The sequence below is a fragment of the Chromobacterium sp. LK11 genome, assembly GCF_001043705.1.
Classification (GTDB): Bacteria; Pseudomonadota; Gammaproteobacteria; order Burkholderiales; family Chromobacteriaceae; genus Chromobacterium; species Chromobacterium alkanivorans.
This window is the reverse complement of sequence record NZ_LDUR01000002.1, coordinates 13,254-30,365: the sequence shown is the minus strand read 5'-3', so window position 1 is coordinate 30,365 and position 17,112 is coordinate 13,254. Positions and strand designations below refer to the sequence as shown.

At 65.0% G+C, this 17,112-nt stretch carries 15 protein-coding genes; 8 read left to right on the top strand and 7 right to left on the bottom strand.

Annotated elements, in window-relative coordinates; translation table 11 throughout:
• Positions 1-43: 43 nt before the first annotated feature.
• Positions 44-1,864, bottom strand: a complete 1,821-nt coding sequence (gene typA / locus VK98_RS00950; RefSeq protein ID WP_048412248.1) for a translational GTPase TypA — start codon at positions 1,862-1,864, stop codon at positions 44-46.
• Positions 1,865-2,003: 139 nt separating this feature from the next.
• On the opposite strand from typA, the gene VK98_RS00945 reads away from it, so the two are divergent.
• Together VK98_RS00945 and VK98_RS00940 are read left to right on the top strand one after the other, a co-directional pair.
• A complete protein-coding gene (locus tag VK98_RS00945; RefSeq protein WP_048412247.1) occupies positions 2,004-2,882 on the top strand; it encodes a hypothetical protein in 879 nt (292 codons plus the stop codon).
• A gap of 120 nt (positions 2,883-3,002) precedes the next feature.
• A complete protein-coding gene (locus VK98_RS00940; protein ID WP_048412246.1) occupies positions 3,003-4,310 on the top strand; it encodes a hypothetical protein in 1,308 nt (435 codons plus the stop codon).
• A gap of 218 nt (positions 4,311-4,528) precedes the next feature.
• Here VK98_RS00940 and VK98_RS00935 read toward each other — a convergent pair whose 3' ends face one another.
• Positions 4,529-5,515: an NAD(P)H-quinone oxidoreductase gene (locus tag VK98_RS00935; RefSeq protein WP_048412245.1), complete on the bottom strand. Its 987-nt coding sequence runs from the start codon at positions 5,513-5,515 to the stop codon at positions 4,529-4,531.
• Between the two features lie 173 nt (positions 5,516-5,688).
• On the opposite strand from VK98_RS00935, the gene VK98_RS00930 reads away from it, so the two are divergent.
• From VK98_RS00930 to efp, 6 genes are all read left to right on the top strand, one after another.
• Entirely contained in the window at positions 5,689-6,354 is a 666-nt protein-coding gene (locus VK98_RS00930) for a 7-cyano-7-deazaguanine/7-aminomethyl-7-deazaguanine transporter (RefSeq protein ID WP_048412244.1), read from the top strand.
• Positions 6,355-6,442: 88 nt separating this feature from the next.
• Positions 6,443-8,878, top strand: a complete 2,436-nt coding sequence (locus VK98_RS00925; protein WP_048412243.1) for a heavy metal translocating P-type ATPase — start codon at positions 6,443-6,445, stop codon at positions 8,876-8,878.
• The gene (gene ccoS, locus VK98_RS00920) at positions 8,878-9,060 is read left to right on the top strand and encodes a cbb3-type cytochrome oxidase assembly protein CcoS (RefSeq protein ID WP_048412242.1); all 183 of its coding nucleotides are present in this window, start codon (positions 8,878-8,880) and stop codon (positions 9,058-9,060) included. Before VK98_RS00925 ends, ccoS begins: the two co-directional genes overlap by 1 nt.
• Before the next feature lie 282 nt (positions 9,061-9,342).
• A complete protein-coding gene (locus VK98_RS00915) occupies positions 9,343-10,644 on the top strand; it encodes a NupC/NupG family nucleoside CNT transporter (protein ID WP_048412330.1) in 1,302 nt (433 codons plus the stop codon).
• Between the two features lie 278 nt (positions 10,645-10,922).
• Positions 10,923-12,068 (top strand): elongation factor P maturation arginine rhamnosyltransferase EarP, encoded by a 1,146-nt coding sequence (earP, locus tag VK98_RS00910; protein WP_048412241.1) that lies wholly within the window; start codon positions 10,923-10,925, stop codon positions 12,066-12,068.
• A gap of 62 nt (positions 12,069-12,130) precedes the next feature.
• Entirely contained in the window at positions 12,131-12,694 is a 564-nt protein-coding gene (gene efp / locus VK98_RS00905) for an elongation factor P (RefSeq protein WP_048412240.1), read from the top strand.
• A gap of 79 nt (positions 12,695-12,773) precedes the next feature.
• Here the strand turns inward: efp and VK98_RS00900 are convergent, their stop codons facing one another.
• The 5 genes from VK98_RS00900 to VK98_RS00880 all read right to left on the bottom strand — a co-directional run bounded on the left by VK98_RS00900 (position 12,774) and on the right by VK98_RS00880 (position 16,863).
• On the bottom strand, positions 12,774-13,706 hold the full coding sequence (locus VK98_RS00900; protein ID WP_048412239.1) for an alpha/beta fold hydrolase: 933 nt from the start codon (positions 13,704-13,706) through the stop codon (positions 12,774-12,776).
• A 38-nt stretch (positions 13,707-13,744) separates the two neighbouring features.
• Positions 13,745-14,323: a uracil-DNA glycosylase family protein gene (locus VK98_RS00895; RefSeq protein ID WP_048412238.1), complete on the bottom strand. Its 579-nt coding sequence runs from the start codon at positions 14,321-14,323 to the stop codon at positions 13,745-13,747.
• Between the two features lie 12 nt (positions 14,324-14,335).
• Positions 14,336-15,499 carry a cell division protein ZapE gene (zapE, locus tag VK98_RS00890; protein WP_048412237.1) on the bottom strand — a complete coding sequence of 388 codons (1,164 nt, stop codon included), beginning with the start codon at positions 15,497-15,499 and terminating at the stop codon, positions 14,336-14,338.
• Between the two features lie 328 nt (positions 15,500-15,827).
• Positions 15,828-16,451, bottom strand: a complete 624-nt coding sequence (locus VK98_RS00885) for a thiol:disulfide interchange protein DsbA/DsbL (RefSeq protein WP_048412236.1) — start codon at positions 16,449-16,451, stop codon at positions 15,828-15,830.
• A gap of 79 nt (positions 16,452-16,530) precedes the next feature.
• Complete coding sequence (locus VK98_RS00880) at positions 16,531-16,863, bottom strand: hypothetical protein (RefSeq protein ID WP_048412235.1); 333 nt, start codon at positions 16,861-16,863, stop codon at positions 16,531-16,533.
• Between the last annotated feature and the right edge of the window lie 249 nt (positions 16,864-17,112).

The window sequence follows — 17,112 nt, the reverse complement described above, 5'->3', positions numbered from 1 at the left end:
CGCCCCATCAAGGGTACGGCGGTTTTTGCCAAACCGGCGTCGATCAGGACGCGGCGTTGGCCTTGGCCATCTTGCGACGATCCGATTCGTTCAGGTAACGCTTGCGGATGCGGATGGACTTCGGCGTGATTTCCACCAGCTCGTCGTCGTCGATGAATTCAACGGCGGACTCCAGCGTCAGCTTGATCGGCGTGGTCAGACGCACGGCTTCGTCGGTGCCGGAGGCGCGCACGTTGGTCAGCTGCTTGCCCTTGACCGGGTTCACCACCAGATCGTTGTCGCGGCTGTGGATGCCGATGATCATGCCTTCGTACAGCTTCTCACCCGGGGCCGTGAACATGCGGCCGCGGTCTTCCAGCTTCCACAACGCGTAAGCCACCGCCTCGCCGTTCTCTTGCGAGATCAGCACGCCGTTGTGACGGCCCGGCATGTCCGGCTTGACCGGAGCGTAGTCGTCGAACACATGGCTCATCAGGCCGGTGCCGCGGGTCATGGTCATGAAGTCGGACTGGAAGCCGATCAGACCGCGCGCCGGAATATGGTATTCCAGGCGAGTGCGGCCGTTGCCGTCAGATTCCATATTGGTCAGTTCGCCGCGGCGACGACCGATTTCTTCCATCACGCCGCCCTGGTGATCGTCTTCCAGGTCAATGGTCAGGTTTTCGTACGGCTCGCACTTCTGGCCGTCGATTTCCTTGAACACTACGCGCGGCTTGGCCACGGCCATTTCAAAGCCTTCGCGACGCATGTTTTCCAGCAGAATGGTCAGGTGCAGTTCGCCGCGACCGGACACGCGGAACACGTCGGAGTCGCCGGTGTCTTCCACGCGCAGCGCCACATTGGTCAACAGCTCCTTGGTCAGGCGGTCGCGGATCTGACGCGAGGTCACGAACTTGCCCTCGGTACCGGCCAGCGGCGAGGAGTTCACCATGAAGTCCATGGTCAGCGTCGGCTCGTCCACGGACAGCATGGGCAGGCCTACCGGCTGCTCTTTGTCGCAGATGGTCACGCCGATGCCGATGTCTTCGATGCCGGAGATGATGATGATGTCGCCCGCTTCGGCTTCTTCAACCGGCACGCGGTCCAGGCCTTGATAGCCCAGCACCTGATTGATGCGGCCGGAAGCCACTTGATCGTCGTGGTTCATCACCACCACTTGCTGACCCGGCTTGATGCGGCCGTTCAGCACGCGGCCCACGCCCAGGCGGCCGGTGTAAGTGGAGTAGTCCAGCGCGGAAATCTGCAGCTGCAACGGCGCGTCGACACTGCCCGGAGGGGTCGGCACATGCTCGAGCACGGTGTTGAACAGCGGACGCATATTGTCGGACTCTTCTTCCAGCTCCAGCTTGGCGAAACCGTTCAGGCCGGAAGCGTAGATGATGGGGAAGTCCAGCTGTTCATCGGTCGCGCCCAGCTTGTCGAACAGGTCGAAAGTCTGATCCACCACCCAATCCGGACGCGCGCCCGGACGGTCCACCTTATTGATCACCACGATAGGGCGCAGACCCAGCGCCAGCGCTTTCTTGGTAACGAAACGGGTTTGCGGCATCGGGCCTTCTACGGCGTCAACCAGCAGCAGCACGCCGTCCACCATGCCCAACACGCGCTCAACTTCGCCGCCGAAGTCGGCGTGTCCCGGAGTGTCGACGATATTGATGTGCACGCCTTCGTATTCGATGGCGGTGTTCTTGGCCAGAATGGTGATGCCGCGTTCTTTTTCAAGATCGTTGCTGTCCATTACACGCTCGTCCACTTGCTGGTTCTCGCGGAAGGTACCGGATTGACGCAGCAGTTGGTCTACAAGCGTGGTCTTGCCATGGTCGACGTGGGCGATGATGGCGATATTGCGAATTTGTCGGGTCATTTTTGGAGGAGGATGGATACAGAAAAATCGCTGGATAATAGCACAAAAAACAGTCCCTACCAAAAATTCCGGCGGGCGACAAGCGTCTGGCTTTTGCGTACACTGCGCGGCAAACCGACTTTCGACGAGGAAACGCGCTATGTACGACTGGAACGCCTTATGGCATGAGCACGAGGCTTACCGCACCGGCTACGCCGTCCAGCACAATGACGCCAACCAGTTGGCCGAGGCGCTGTCCGCCAAGCTGATCAAGCCGGCGGCGGGCATCGACGACGTGGCCGTCTACGACAACGGCGAGCGCTATCTGCTGGCCGCCCACCAGGACGGCCTGCAATTGCTGGAAATCGCCAAGCGCAGCCTGTTCGACATCACGCTGCGCTTCGTCACCGAGGACGAAGAGCAGGACATCGCACCGCCCTACATCGAAATCCACGTCGACAACCTGGCCACTGAAGAACAGGCGGTCTGGCGCGCCGCGGTCAGCCGCGACGAGGAAGGCCGGATCTGGGTGGGCAAGCGCGCGCTGGACGAAGGCGTGGTGCCGGCCATGCCTTTCGACGAACTGTCCTTCACCGACGACGCCCGCTTCCGCGAAGAACTGACCCGCGTCTGGCACGAGGACCTGCCGCAACTGAAGCCGGCGCTGGAAGCCTGGTTCCAGCACGGCGCGCTGAGCTCTCCGGACGACGAGCCGGCCCACTACGGCGACGCCGCGCGGGTGCAGCAGATCTGCGACCGCTACGCCGAAATCGTGCGCCGCGAACAGGCGCTGCTGTCGCGCCAGTTCAGCGACCCGGAACTGCACCTGATCGCCCAGGTGCTGAAAGGCGTGCACTTCGACGACGACGCCGCCGCCTGCCGCGGCGTGTGGCTGGCGGTGGAGACCCGCATCATCGAAGAAGAGCTGGACCAGCAATGGAAGGTGGACGGGGAAAAACTCCTGACCAAGATGAAGGCGCTCAGCTACGCGCAGGAAGTGGCCTTGATAGAAGCGCTGTCGCCGTTGCCGTCCAACTGAACACCTGAAACCGGATCGCGGGTAAAATGCCCCCGATCCGAGCAATCACTCCAATATATCCAAGCGACCGGCCCCGCCAAGATGCGCCGCGCCGGCCCACATCGAGAAAGACTTAAAGACATGGCCCAAACCAGCGCCCTGAGACAGCTTCCGCAAAGCAATCTGTTCCGCCCCGGCGACGTCTTCGTCCTGTTCGGCGAACTGTTCGGCCGCGGCTACGCCAACGGCCTGATCAACGAAGCGCGCAAGGCCGGCATGGACATCATCGGAATGACCGTGGGCCGCCGCGACGAAAACAACCAGCTGCGCCCGCTCAACAAGGAAGAACTGGCCGCGGCCGAGGCCAATCTCGGCGGCCGCGTGATCAATGTGCCGCTGATGGCCGGCTTCGACCAGGACGGCGCGCCGACGCCGACCGAACTACTGGCCGCGCTGACCCTGAAAAGCTGGCAGGACGACAAGCTGGACTGGGAGCACATCGAACAATGCCGCCAGATCGGCGTGCAGCGCTTCAAGGACGGCGTCGCCCAGGCGATGGCCCAGCTGGACGGCATGATAGCCGACGGCCGCAATGTGTTCTTCGCCCACACCATGGCCGGCGGCATCCCCAAGGCCAAGGTGTTCCTGGCCATCGCCAACCGCGTCTACAAAGGCCGCGGCGAGCGCTTCCTGTCCACCCAGGCGCTGCTGGACAGCGATCTGGGCAAACTGATCCTGCAGAACTTCGACGAAGTCACCGCCAACACCTTCCAGCACCTGATAGACGGCAGCGCCGCGCTGCGCGGCCGGCTGGAAGCCGCCGGCGGCCAGGTGCGCTACACCGCCTACGGCTACCACGGCACCGAGATCCTGATCGACGGCGACTACCAGTGGCAGACCTACACCAACTACACCCAGGGCTACGCCAAGATGCGCCTGGAAAACGTCGCCCGCGCCGCCTGGGAACAAGGCGTCAAGGCTACGGTGTTCAACTGCCCGGAAATCCGCACCAACTCCTCGGACATCTTCGTCGGCGTGGAACTGCCGCTGCTGGCGCTGCTGCGCGCGCTGAAACGCGAGGACGGCGGCGCCTGGGCCGACGTGCAATGGCAGGCCTGCGCCGCGCTGCTGCAGGACGGCCATACGCTGGAAGAAGTGCTGGAGAAAATAGACGCGCTTAATAGCGGCGAGGTGATGCGCGGCTTCCGCAATTTCGAAGCCTGGCCGATGCCGAACAGCCCGGAACTGGCCGAGGTGATGATAGGCACCTCCGACGCCATCGTGGACCTGCACCAGGACAAGAAGGCGCTGATCACCGACCACCTGAGCAGCCTGGTGATCGACGCCACCGGCCCGCTGATGTTCCACGAAGCCGCCGCGCCGGCCGGCCCGGTGCTGTGGCTGAACCACGACATCATCGCGCGCCAGCTGAACCGGATGCACTCTTAAGAACCTGTTAACGATCTGCTGCGCGTTGTGGAGCATTACACGGTGAGTACACCCTCAAAATGCTCATGTACCAACCGTACATTCCGCTTTTTCGGTCGTTTTCGCCTTGTCTCGCTCTTGCTCGCGAGATCGTAAACACGTTCTAAGAAGCGGCCAGCCCCCTTCCCCAACGCAAAAGCGCGCCCATTCGGGCGCGCTTTTTTTCGTCCCAAACCCGCTCAGCCCGCCAGCACCGGAAACAGCGTCAACACCACCTTGCCCAGATTGCGGTTGGCCTCGACATAGGCGTGCGCGTCGGCCACCTGGGCCACGGGGTAGCTCGAATCCAGCGTCAGGCTCAGCCTGCCTTGCTCCAGCGCCGGCAAAATCCGGGCTTCCACCGCCCGCGCCAGGCGCGCCTTCACCTCCAGCGGCTGCGGCCGCAGCGTGGAGCCGATCAGCGAGATGCGCTTCATCAGCAACGCGCCCAGGTTCAGCTCCGCCTTGGCGCCGCCCAGCAGGCCGATATTGACCAGCCTCCCGTCCGGCTTCAAGGCCGACAGATTGTCGTTCAGATAGCTGGCGCCCACCGGGTCCAGCACCACGTCGGCGCCGCCCCAGTCCTTGACCAAGGCGCCGAAGGCCGGCGCTTGCCGGTAGTTGAACGCCTGCGCCGCGCCCAGTTGGCGGCAGAACGCCGCCTTCTCCTCGCTGCCCGCGCTGGCGAAGGCCTGCGCGCCCAACAGGCCGGCCAGCTGGATCGCCGCCGCGCCCACGCCGCTGGCGCCGGCGTGCACCAGCACGGTCTCGCCGGCCTGCAAGCCGGCCTTCTCCACCAGATTGAACCAGGCCGTCATCCAGGCCTCGGGCAGGCTGGCCGCCTCCACCCAGGACAGCCAGTCCGGCTTGGCGATGGCCAGCGCCTCGTCCAGCAGCGCGTATTCGGCGTAGCCGCCGCCGCCGATCAGGCCGAACACCGCGTCCCCGGGCCGGAAGCGCGAGTCCGCGTCCGCCTCCTCCACCACCCCGGCCACTTCCAGGCCCAGAATCGGGCTGGCGCCCGGCGGCGGCGGGTAATGCCCGGCCCGCTGCGCCAGGTCGGCGCGGTTGATCCCCGCGGCCATCACCCGCAGCAACAACTGCCCGGCGCCGCGAAGCGGCGGCGCGATCTCGTCCAACTGCAGGGTGTCGACTCCGCCCGGAGCCGACTGCACGACTGCCAACATACCCCCTCCTTTTACGCTCAAGCGCCTGATTAACAATGCGAAAATCCTTTGCCAAGCCGGACGCGGGCGAGTATCATTTTCGCCCTTGCCTCGATCCGCGCGCCGGACCCGACGCAATCACCGTCTCGCAACACTGGGTTCCCTCACCCCATCCAAATAAAAAGGCCGACATCATGTTTAGCTTTACCCACCAGCAGCGGCTGTCCGCGCTGCTGTGGCTGTCCCTGTTCCACATCGCCATCATCGCGTCCAGCAACTACCTGGTGCAACTGCCGATCACCGTGTTCGGCTTCCACACCACCTGGGGGGCGTTCACCTTCCCCTTCATCTTCCTGGCCACCGACCTGACCGTGCGCGTGTTCGGCGCGCCGCTGGCCCGCCGCATCATTTTCGCGGCGATGTTGCCGGCGCTGGCGATCTCCTATCTGATTTCCACGCTGTACTATCAGGGCGCCTGGCAAGGCGTCGCCGCGCTGACCAGCTTCAACCTGTTCGTCGCCCGCATCGCCGTCGCCAGCTTCGCCGCCTACGCGCTGGGCCAGATTCTGGACGTGCAGGTGTTCAACCGCCTGCGTCAGTTGAAAACCTGGTGGATCGCCCCGGCCTCGGCGATGTTGTTCGGCAATATCAGCGACACCCTGGCCTTCTTCTTCATCGCCTTCTACAAGAGCAGCGATCCGTTCATGGCCGCCAACTGGGTGGAAATCGCGCTGGTGGACTACAGCTTCAAGCTGCTGATCTGCCTGCTGTTCTTCCTGCCGATGTACGGCGTGATCCTGAACCGCATCCTGAAGCAACTGAGCTTGCGCGGCGTAGAACCGCAGCCGCGCGCGGCCTGAGAAACTCTCGGCAGGCGGGGGCCCGCGCGGCCTTGCCCCCCGCGCCTGCACAAGCAAAACGCGGCCGGATTGATTACAATCGGCCATCATGAGTGAAAACTGCTTCCACTGCGGCCTGCCGGTGCCGCCCGACGTCCAGTTCCCGGTCAAATACCGCGAAGTCGATCAGCCCACCTGCTGCGCCGGCTGCCAGGCGGTGGCGGTCACCATCATCCAGTCCGGCCTGTCCGATTATTACCAGCACCGCACCGAGGGCGCGCGCCAGGCCGAACCGGTGCCGCTCGAGTTGCTGGAGCAGATCAAACTCTACGATTCCGACGAGCTGCAGCGCAGCTTCGTGCGCTTTGAAGCGGAAAACCTGCGCGAAGCCTCGCTGATGCTGGAAGGCATCACCTGCGCCGCCTGCGTCTGGCTCAACGAGCAGCACATCCGCCAGCTGCCCGGCATCGTCAGCGTCGACATCAATTACAGCAATCACCGCGCCCGCGTGCGCTGGGACAACAGCCGGGTCCAATTGTCCGCCATCCTGGAGGCGGTCAGCGCCATCGGCTATCGCGCCCACCCCTACGACGCCGAGCGCCAGGAAGCGCTGAACCAGAAAGAGCGCAAGCAGGCGATCAACCGCCTGTGGGCGGCCGGCCTGTCCATGATGCAGGTGATGATGTACGCGGTGCCCATCTACCTGGCGCCGGACGGCGAGATTTCGCCGGACTTCCTGTGGCTGCTGCACTGGGCCAGCTTCATCCTGACCCTGCCGGTGGTGCTCTACTCCGCCGTGCCCTTCTACCGCGCCACCTGGCGCGACCTCAAGACCCGGCGCGTGGGCATGGACACCCCGGTGACCATAGGCATCCTCACCGCCTTTCTGTCCAGCTTCTGGGCCTTGATCAACAAGGTGGAGCACGGCGTCTATTTCGACTCGGTGTCGATGTTCGTGTTCCTGCTGTTGGGCGGCCGTTATCTGGAAGGCATTGCCCGGCGCAAGGCCGGCGAGGCCACCGAGAGCCTGGTCAAGCTGATTCCCGCCTTCGCCCACCGGCTGGCCGGCTGGCCGGACAATCGCCAAAGCGAGGAAACCACGGTGGCGCAACTGCGCCCCGGCGACGTGATCCTGGTCAAGCCCGGCGAAACCATTCCCTCCGACGGCGTGGTGCTGGACGGCCACAGCGCCAGCAACGAGGCGCTGCTGACCGGCGAAAGCCGCCCGGTGAGCAAGGACGCCGGCTCGGCGGTGATCGCCGGCAGCGTCAACGCCGCCAGCCCGCTGGTGGTGCGGGTGGAGCAGACCGGCCAGGACACCCGGCTGGCCGGCATCGTGCGACTGCTGGACCAGGCGCTGGCGGAAAAGCCGCGGCTGGCGGTGATCGCCGACCGCTTCGCCAGCTGGTTCGTCGCGCTGCTGCTGCTGGCCGCGGCCGGCACCTATATAGGCTGGCACTACATTGAACCGGACCGCGCGCTGTGGATCATGGTGGCGGTGCTGGTGATCTCCTGTCCCTGCGCGCTGTCGCTGGCCACCCCGGCGGCGCTGACCGCCGCCTCCGGCCACCTGGCGGCGCAGGGGGTGCTGACCACCCGCGGCCACGCGCTGGAGACCTTGCCCAAGATCAGCGACGTGGTCTTCGACAAGACCGGCACTCTGACCCATGGCGACATGCGGCTGCTGGACAGCTGGACCGCCCCCGGCCGCGACGCCGCGGCGGCGCTGGCGACGGCGGCGGCGCTGGAACAGGGCTCGGAGCATCCGGTGGCACGCGCGCTGCTGGCCGCCGCCGGCAACGGCCCGCATCAGGCGGCGGAAGCGCTGCGCAACCATCCGGGCCAGGGCGTGACCGGCCGGCTGGATGGCCGCGACTGGCGCATAGGCTCGCCGGAATTCATCGCCGCCCAATTGGGCGACTGCCCGCTGCCCGCCGCCGACTGGCACGGCGACAAGACCCTGATCGCGCTGGCGGACGACAGCCAACTGGTGGCGCTGTTCGCCATCGGCGACGCGGTGCGCGCCGACGCCGCGCCGCTGCTGCGCCAACTGAAGCAGCGCGGCCTGCGCGTGCACCTGCTCAGCGGCGACGGCGCCGGCGCGGTGAGCAGCCTGGCGCGCCAGCTGGACATCGACGCCCACATCGCCCGCGCCGCGCCGGAGGACAAGCTCGCCTACGTCGGCCGGCTGCAAGCCGCCGGCAAGCGCGTGCTGATGGTGGGCGACGGCATCAACGACGCGCCGGTGCTGGCCAAGGCCGACGTGTCCATCGCCATGGGCGGCGGCACCGACGTGGCGCGCGCCAGCGGCGACATGGTGCTGATAGGCGACCGGCTGGGGCTGATCGCCGACGCGTTCGAGCTGTCGCGCAAGACCTTGTCTGTGATACGTCAAAACCTGTGGTGGGCCGCCGCTTACAATATCGTGGCGCTGCCCTTGGCCGTCGCCGGCCACGTCACGCCGTGGATCGCCAGCCTGGGCATGGCGTCCAGCTCCCTCATCGTAGTCGGCAACGCCCTCCGACTGGTCAAACGGAAATCCTGATGGAAAGCCTGTATCTGCTCATTCCGCTCAGCCTGGTGCTGGCCTTCGTCATCGGCGGCATTTTCTGGTGGGCCACCCGCAACGGCCAGTTCGACGATATGGAAGGCCCAGCCCACCGCATCCTGATGGACGACGACAAGCCCAAGGACGGCGGCGACGACAATGCGCCGCGCGGCGACTAAACCCCCGCCCTTCCATGCAACCCCTCCCGGCGCCGCCCTCGCGCCGGGATTTTTTTGCCGCCGCGCGGCGCGCCCAGCTGTCCCGCCACGGCCGGAAATCTCACCCAAATCGAATAAAATCAAGGACAAAGCGCGGTTATCGCTTTCGTTCTCCGATTTTTGCTGTAAAATCGCGCACCTTGAGCAATATTAGCTAATCATCATCTAATAATCGTTGGATCCGCCTGGTTCGGCGCCTCGCGTCGGCTGGTCATCTTCCGCACCTTCATCTCAGGGTTGTTCGTGAATACCTTACAAGCTCTCGTCGGCATGTTGTTCCTGCTTGGCACCGCCTATGCGCTGTCTACCAATCGCAAAGCCATCAACTGGCGCATCGTGCTGATCGGTCTGATCATGCAAAGCACCTTGTTCCTGGTCATCAACTACGTGCCCGCCGCGCGCGCGGTGTTCGAAGCCTTCGGCTCCGGCTTCGCCAAAGTGCTGACCTTCTCCGGCGAAGGCGCCACCTTCGTGTTCGGCGACCTGGCCAAACCCAGCGGCAGCATGGGCTTCTTGTTCGCCTTCATGGTGCTGCCGGTCATCATCTTCTTCTCCGCCTTCAGCGCCCTGCTCTACCATCTGGGCATCCTGCAGCGCGTGGTGGCCGGCATGGCCTGGGTGATGAAGCGCAGCATGAAGCTGTCCGGCCCGGAAAGCCTGACCGTGGCCGGCAACATCTTCCTCGGCCAGACCGAGGCCCCGTTGCTGATCCGTCCCTATATCCAACACATGAGCCGCTCCGAGCTGGCCTGCGTGATGATTGCCGGCATGTCCACGCTGGCCGGCGGCGTATTGGCCGCCTATGTCGCCTTCCTCGGCGGCAGCGATCCGGCGGAACAGGCCAAGTTCGCCACCTATCTGCTGATGGCCTCCTTCATGAACGCGCCGGCCGCCGCGGTGTTCGCCAAGATCATCTACCCGGAAACCAACCGCGACCACGCCTCCAGCGACAAGCTGGACTACAGCCAGGACGACGATCAGGGCAGCTTCATCAACGCCATCGTCAACGGCGCGATGTCCGGCATGAAGATGGCCGCCGCGGTGGCCACCATCATCCTGGCCATCGTCTCCATGATCGCGCTGGCCAACTTCGTGGTGAAGGACGGCATCGGCGCGGCGCTGGGCGTCAACGAGATGATCAAGGCCTCCACCAACGGCGTGTTCGACGGCCTGACGCTGCAATACCTGTTCGGCCAAGCCTTCCGCGTGTTCGCCTTCATGATGGGCGTCAGCTGGCACGAAACCCTGGAAGTGGGCAGCCTGCTGGGCCAGAAGATCGTGGTCAACGAGTTCATCTCCTACCTGGACCTGGCCAAGATGAAGGCCGCCGGCACCCTGTCGCCGCAAGCCATCCTGATTTCCACCTTCGCGCTGTCCAGCTTCTCCAATTTCAGCTCGGTGGGCATCTGCGTCGCCGGCATCGGCGCGCTGGCGCCGTCGCGACAGAAGGAACTGGCCCAGATCGGCATGCGCGCGCTGGCCGCCGCGGTGATGGCGGGCTTCATGACCGCGACCACCGCCGGCCTGTGGATGTCCATCTTCTAAGAGCTTGTTTACGATCTGCTGCGCTGCGGCGATACGACGTTGAAAACCCCTTCGAAATGCTCATGTACAGTGTGTACACTCCGCTTTCTCAGCTGTTTTCGCCTTGTCTCGCTCTGGCTCGCGAGATCGTAAACAGGCTCTAACAGCGATCGCCGCGCGCAAAACGCCTGATGCTGCGTTGCGCCGACTTGCTTGCAACCCCGCGCTCCGGCGCGGGGTTTTTCATTAACCCGCGGCGGTGTGCTAAGCTGCCGCCATTTTCACGCGCGGCACCGCCAATGGAACGCAAACACTGGGATATTTTCTGCGCCGTGGTCGACAACTACGGCGACATCGGCGTCGCCTGGCGGCTGGCGCGCCGGCTGGCCCACGACTTCGGCCTGGAAGTGCGGCTGTGGGTGGACGACCTGGCCAGCTTCGCCCGCATCGCGCCGGAGCTGGACCCGGCCTTGCCGGCCCAGCGCCTGGCCGACATCGACATCCGCCACTGGCCGGCGGACGGCCCTCCGGACGATACCGTGCCCGCCGACGTGGTGATCGAAGCCTTCGGCTGCCGGCTGCCGGAGCGCTTTGAACAGGCGATGGCCGCCAAGGCGGTCAAGCCGGCATGGATCAATCTGGAATACCTGTCGGCGGAAGACTGGACCCGCGGCTGTCACCGCCAGCCCTCGCCGCACCCGCGCTTGCCATTGACCAAGCACTTCTTCTTTCCCGGCTTCGACGCCGACACCGGCGGCCTGATCTGCGAACAGGGCTTGCTCGACGTCCGCCGCCAATGGCAAGACGACGCGCTGGCGCGCCGCGCCTACTGGCAGCTGCTGGAGCTGCCGGAACCGGCGGCGGACGAATGGCGGGTCAGCCTGTTCGCCTATGAAAATCCGGCCGTCACCAGCCTGCTGGCCGCCTGGGCGCTGGGCGAGCGGCCAGTGACCTGCCTGCTGCCGGAAGGCAAGGCGCTGCCGGACGCGGCCCGCGTCTTCGGCTACCCGCTGCGCGCCGGCATGCTGGCGCGCCAGGGCCAGCTGACGGTCAAGGTGCTGCCGATGACCGACCAGGACAGCTACGACCTGCTGCTGTGGTCCTGCGACCTCAATCTGGTGCGCGGCGAAGACAGCTTCGTGCGCGCGCAATGGGCCGGCCGGCCGTTTCTGTGGCACATCTACCCGCAGGACGACGCAGCCCACCTGGCCAAGCTTGATGCCTTTTTGTCACAGTACGCCGCGGCGCTGCCCGCCGACGCGGCGCGGGCGCTGACGGCCGCCAGCCATGCCTGGAACCACGGCGCCGACATGGCCACCGCGTGGACGGAACTGGCCGCCTGGCTGCCCGCCTGGCGCGAGCACGCCGCCGTCTGGCCGGAAAAATTGCTGGCGGGCGGCGATCTGGGCGACAGACTGCTGCACTTTGTCCGGGAAATCGGCTAGAATACGCCGTTTTTCGGAAAGCTTTTTTTCCGACTTCAATCAAGAGTTTGGGACTTTTAGTAATGAAAACCGCACAAGAACTCCGCGCCGGCAACGTATTCATGGTAGGCAGCGACCCGATGGTCGTGCAAAAGGCTGAATTCAGCAAATCCGGCCGCAACGCCTCCGTTGTGAAAATGAAGATGAAGAACCTGTTGACCGGCGCCGGCAGCGAAGCCGTATACCGCGCCGACGACAAGTTCGACGTCATCGTGCTGGACCGCAAGGACTGCACCTACTCCTACTTCGCCGATCCGATGTACGTGTTCATGGACACCGAATTCAATCAGTACGAAGTGGAAGCCGACAACCTGGGCGACACGCTGAACTTCATCGTCGACGGCATGGAAGAAGTGTGCCAAGTGACCTTCTACGACGGCAAGGCCATCTCCGTTGAACTGCCGACCACCGTGGTTCGCGAAGTGGAATACACCGAACCGGCCGTGCGCGGCGACACCTCGGGCAAAGTGCTGAAGCCGGCTCGCCTGGTGGGCACCACCTTCGAAGTTCAGGTTCCGGCCTTCGTCAACACCGGCGAAAAGATCGAAATCGACACCCGCACCAACGAATTCAAGAAGCGCGCCTAAGCGCCCTCTTGCTTCGCAGTGCCCAAAGCCGCCCGGCGCCGATGCGCCGGGCGGCTTTTGTTTTGAGCGATGCCGGCCCTCAGCGCCCTGTCGTGGCCAACGCTTCGCCCTGCCCCGCCGGCAAGGCCCGCCGCCGCATAAAATCCAGCCACAGCTCCGCCACCTGGCGCGGCTGTTCCATCATCGGCAGATGGCCTACCCGCTCCAGCACCCGCTTTTCGCTGCCAGCGATGGCGGCGGCGAAGCAGTCCGCGTCCTCCACGTGCAGGATGCGGTCCTCGCGGCCCCAGACGATCAGCGTCGGCGCCTGGATGCCGGCCAGCAGCGGCCGCTGGTCCACGCTGTCGAACAAATCGTCGAAAATCTTGCGCTCCACCGCGGCGCGCTCCGCCTTGCGCGCCGCCGCCACCTCGATGGCGAAGCCGGGCACCCGCGGCGGCCGGTACATCGCCCAGTCCAGCATCGCCCGCACCCCGTCCGCGCTGCTCATGTCCAACATTGGGTTTTCCCCGCTGCGCTGCCACAGCTCGGCCATTTCACTGGCGCTGACGCCGGCGCCGGCGGCGTTGAGCAGGGTCAGGCTGGCCGCCGACTGCGGATAGCGCGCGGCGAAGTTGGCGGCGATGGCGCCGCCCATGGAGTTGCCGATCAGATGGACGCGCTCCGCGCCCCAGACCTCCAGAAAGGCATGCAGCCGGTCCGCCTGCGCCTCCACCCGGTAACTGATGTCCAGGCCGGACATGCTGTCGCCGTGACCGGGCAGATCCGGCGCGATCAGGCGCAAGGTCTTGGGCAGGCAGCGCGCCAGCATCGCCCAATGGTCTTTCTCCGCGCCGAAGCCGTGCAACATCACCACCACCGCCGCGCCGGCCGGCGCCGGACGCTCCAGCCAGCTCAGCTCGCCCTGCTCCAGGCGCCGCCGCCGCGGCCTCAGCCCGGCCCAGCGCCGTTGCTGGCGCACGCCCCAGTCAAACAACCATTGCTTGCCGTTCCAGATCCAGCGTCGCCACATTGCGGCCTCCTTGGAGAGAAATCGATGATGAACCGCGCTCAGCCCCGCAGCGCCTGCGCCACCCGCTGCCGCAAAGCCGGCAGCAACTCGGCCTCGAACCAGGGATGGCGGCGAAACCACAGCTGATTGCGCGGGCTGGGGTGGGGCAGCGGCAGCAGCGCCGGCCAGTGTTCGCGCCAACGCTCCACCGCCTCGGTCAGCCGCGGATAACGGCCCGGCAGATGGTAGCGCTGCGCGTACTGGCCCAGCAAAATCGTCAATTGCACATGCGGCAGGCCGTCCAGCAGGGGCTGACGCCAGGCGGCCGCGCATTGCGGCGGCGGCGGCAGGTCGCCGGACTTGCCGGTGCCGGGATAACAGAAAGCCATCGGCAGGATGGCGATGCGGGTCTCGTCGTAAAACACCGTCTTGTCCACGCCCAGCCAATCGCGCAGGCGCTCGCCGCTGGGGTCGTCGAACGGCAGGCCGGACGCGTGCACGCGCCGCCCCGGCGCCTGGCCGGCGATCAGGATGCGCGCGTCCGGATGCCATTGCAGCACCGGGCGCGGGCCATGCGGCAGGCTGTCCGCGCACAGCCGGCAGGCGCGCACTTGCCGCAGCAGGCCGGCGGCGTCCATGCGCGTCGCCGCTTACAGCACCACGCCGGCCGGCGGCTGGTCGTGGGTCTGGCCGACGGACTGGTGCGGCAGCTCCAGATAGCTGCGCGATTGCATCTCGGTCAGCCGGCTGGCGGTGCGGAAGAATTCGCCGGCCTGCACCCCCTCGGTGTACAGCTGTTCCGGCTCGGCGGCGGCGGAGGCCACCAGCTTGACGCGGTTATCGTAGAACACGTCCACCAGCCAGGTGAAGCGGCGGGCGATGGACGCCTCGCGCGCGGTGATCTTGGGAATGCCGCTGACGAAGACGGTATGGTATTCGGTGGCGATTTCCAGGTAATCGGTTTGCGCGCGCGGGCCGTCGCACAAGGCCGGGAAGTCGAACCAGATCGCCCCGGCGGCCAGGCGCTTGACCGGAATCTCGCGGCCCAGCACCTCGATGGAGCGCTTTTTCTGCTCCACGCCATGGCTCAGGCGCTGGAACAGCTGCTCCATCTTCTCCTCGCTGGCCGCGTCCGCCGGCACCATGAACAGCGGCTCTCGCGTCAATTCGCGCAGCCGGTAGTCGTTGCCGCCGTCCACGTTCAGCACTTTCAGCTCGCGCTTGATCAGGTCTATGGTGGGCAGGAAATTCTGCCGTTGCAGGCCGTTGGGATAGAGGCCGTCCGGCGCGTAATTGGAGGTGGTAACCAGCACCACGCCGCGCTCGAACAAGGCCGACAACAGCCGGCCCAGCATCATCGCGTCGGCTATGTCGCTGACGTGGAATTCATCGAAGCACAGCAGGCGGGTGTCGCGGGCGATCTTGTCGGCGTAGGCCAGCAGCGGGTCCTTGCTGCCGGCCAGCGCGCGCAGCTCGCGGTGCACCTCGGCCATGAAGTTGTGGAAATGAATGCGGCGCTTGCGGCGGTAAGGCACGCAGGCGTAGAAGGCGTCCATCAGAAAGCTCTTGCCGCGCCCCACCCCGCCCCAGAAATACAGGCCTTTGGGCACGTCCGGGCTGCGCAGGCTGCGCCCGAGGAAGCGGTTGCGCTTGTTCTTGAACTCCACCAGCTGGTGCCACAGCAGATCCAGTTCCTCGATCGCCGCGGCCTGGGCCGCGTCGTGGATGAAGCCGGGCTTTTCGCTGGCGGCCTGGTACCAGGCCTTGGGGCTGAGATGGGCGTTCCCATCCGGGGAGAAAGTATGCTGGGACATGGGCGGCGGAGTGTTCAAACGCTATGACGATACGGCCTGACATCATACCCCGTTTGCGCGCGCGGGCAAAAACGATGCGCCGCCCTTAGAGCCTGTTCAAAGTCTCGCGAGCAAGGGCGAGACAAGGCGTTGCGGCTGAGAAAGCGGAATGTACACGTGGTGCATGAGCATTTCAAAGTTGTACTCACCGTGTAACGCTCCACAACGCGCAGCCGATCGTAAACAGGTTCTTAGGCGGCGGCGTTGTCCAGGCACCGGTTCAATCTCCGCCGCGCTTCGCCGGGTCCTGCTCCGGCTCGCAAGGCTTTGCACCCGTCCTAAACCTGGCTCAGGCTTGACCGTTTCTTTGCGCGCGCACCTTGCTCAGCAAGGCGTCCAGCACTTTCCGCGTCTGCATGGGCTGAGCCGCGGCGATCACGTATTTGCCGTCCACCACCAGCATGGGCGTGCTGCTGATCCGGTAGTCCTTGGTGAACTTGGCGGCGGCCTCCACCTGGGCCTTGACCGCGAAGGAGCGATACACCGCCATGGTCTTGGCCGCGTCCACGCCCGGCTGGCGGCGCAGCCACTTCTCAAACTCCGCCTCGTTGCCCAGATGGACCTTATCGCGCTGCACCGCCTGGAACGCGGCGCCGTGCAGGCGCTCCGTCAAACCGGCCGCGCTCAAGGTGGCGAACACCCGCGCATACCCTTCCATCGGCTTGCCCCACACCACGTGCTTGCGCACCACGCGCACATCCGCCGGCTGAGTCTTCAGCCAGGCCGATATCGCGACGTCCTGAGCCTGGCAATAGCGGCAAGGATAGGAGAAAAACTCGGCCACCTCGATCTGGTCGCCGCTGGACACCGGATGCGGCTTGGGCAATACCAGGTAATCCTTGCCCACCGTGGGCTGCGCTTGCGCCGCGCCCAGCGCCAGAACAAACCAACACAACAGCAATAACGCTTTCATCGACATACACTCCATTGATTCCGCCGCCGGGCTTCGTCGCAGCGCGCGCCCCGCGTTCAAGGAAAGCGGGGAGGACGCATCAGGCCGTGGCCAGCAAAGTCGGCACCTCGGCCGGCTTTTCCACCTTGTTCAGCCTGGGCTCGGACTTGGCCGGACCGCGCAAGCGCTGCAACTCCTCCTTCAGCAGCTTGATTTCCTCTTGCAGCCTGTGACGCATGTCCGCCTCCGCCTTGCGCACGTCCAGGCTCAGCTTTTTCTCCATTTCCGTCGTCAGCTTCTCATCGAGAAACGACTCGTACTTTTTGAACAGCTCATCGCGGTAAACGTCCAACTGCAAGCGCAGCATGAGGTTTTCCTCCTCCATTTCGGCCAATTTGTGCTGGAACTGGGCGACATTCATATTGAAGTTCATGCTTTCTCCTAGCAGATGGCTCGCAAACGGCGCGATCAGCGCGTGCCGACAGGCCGGAGCGGGATTCCGGTTAAAAAAATATCCCTCTCCGCGCAGGGAGAGGGAGGCAAACATAATAGGTTTGCAATAGACACTAGGCAGCTCAACACCGGGGGATCGGCGTGAGACCCTATGCAACAGGACGCCGCATAAGATGGGCAAAGTATGCGCAAACGCGCCGCCGAAAAATATCTGACCAGTACGAAAAAC

What these genes read in the sequence shown, in the direction of transcription:
- VK98_RS00900 (WP_048412239.1), bottom strand. Translation starts at nt 13,706, where the DNA reads ATGTGGCGACGCTGGATCTGGAACGGCAAGCAATGGTTGTTTGACTGG.
- VK98_RS00945 (WP_048412247.1), top strand. Translation starts at nt 2,004, where the DNA reads ATGTACGACTGGAACGCCTTATGGCATGAGCACGAGGCTTACCGCACC.
- VK98_RS00895 (WP_048412238.1), bottom strand. Translation starts at nt 14,323, where the DNA reads ATGGACGCCGCCGGCCTGCTGCGGCAAGTGCGCGCCTGCCGGCTGTGC.
- VK98_RS00880 (WP_048412235.1), bottom strand. Translation starts at nt 16,863, where the DNA reads ATGAACTTCAATATGAATGTCGCCCAGTTCCAGCACAAATTGGCCGAA.
- VK98_RS00930 (WP_048412244.1), top strand. Translation starts at nt 5,689, where the DNA reads ATGTTTAGCTTTACCCACCAGCAGCGGCTGTCCGCGCTGCTGTGGCTG.
- VK98_RS00885 (WP_048412236.1), bottom strand. Translation starts at nt 16,451, where the DNA reads ATGAAAGCGTTATTGCTGTTGTGTTGGTTTGTTCTGGCGCTGGGCGCG.
- zapE (WP_048412237.1), bottom strand. Translation starts at nt 15,499, where the DNA reads ATGTCCCAGCATACTTTCTCCCCGGATGGGAACGCCCATCTCAGCCCC.
- VK98_RS00940 (WP_048412246.1), top strand. Translation starts at nt 3,003, where the DNA reads ATGGCCCAAACCAGCGCCCTGAGACAGCTTCCGCAAAGCAATCTGTTC.
- VK98_RS00935 (WP_048412245.1), bottom strand. Translation starts at nt 5,515, where the DNA reads ATGTTGGCAGTCGTGCAGTCGGCTCCGGGCGGAGTCGACACCCTGCAG.
- ccoS (WP_048412242.1), top strand. Translation starts at nt 8,878, where the DNA reads ATGGAAAGCCTGTATCTGCTCATTCCGCTCAGCCTGGTGCTGGCCTTC.
- earP (WP_048412241.1), top strand. Translation starts at nt 10,923, where the DNA reads ATGGAACGCAAACACTGGGATATTTTCTGCGCCGTGGTCGACAACTAC.
- VK98_RS00925 (WP_048412243.1), top strand. Translation starts at nt 6,443, where the DNA reads ATGAGTGAAAACTGCTTCCACTGCGGCCTGCCGGTGCCGCCCGACGTC.
- efp (WP_048412240.1), top strand. Translation starts at nt 12,131, where the DNA reads ATGAAAACCGCACAAGAACTCCGCGCCGGCAACGTATTCATGGTAGGC.
- typA (WP_048412248.1), bottom strand. Translation starts at nt 1,864, where the DNA reads ATGACCCGACAAATTCGCAATATCGCCATCATCGCCCACGTCGACCAT.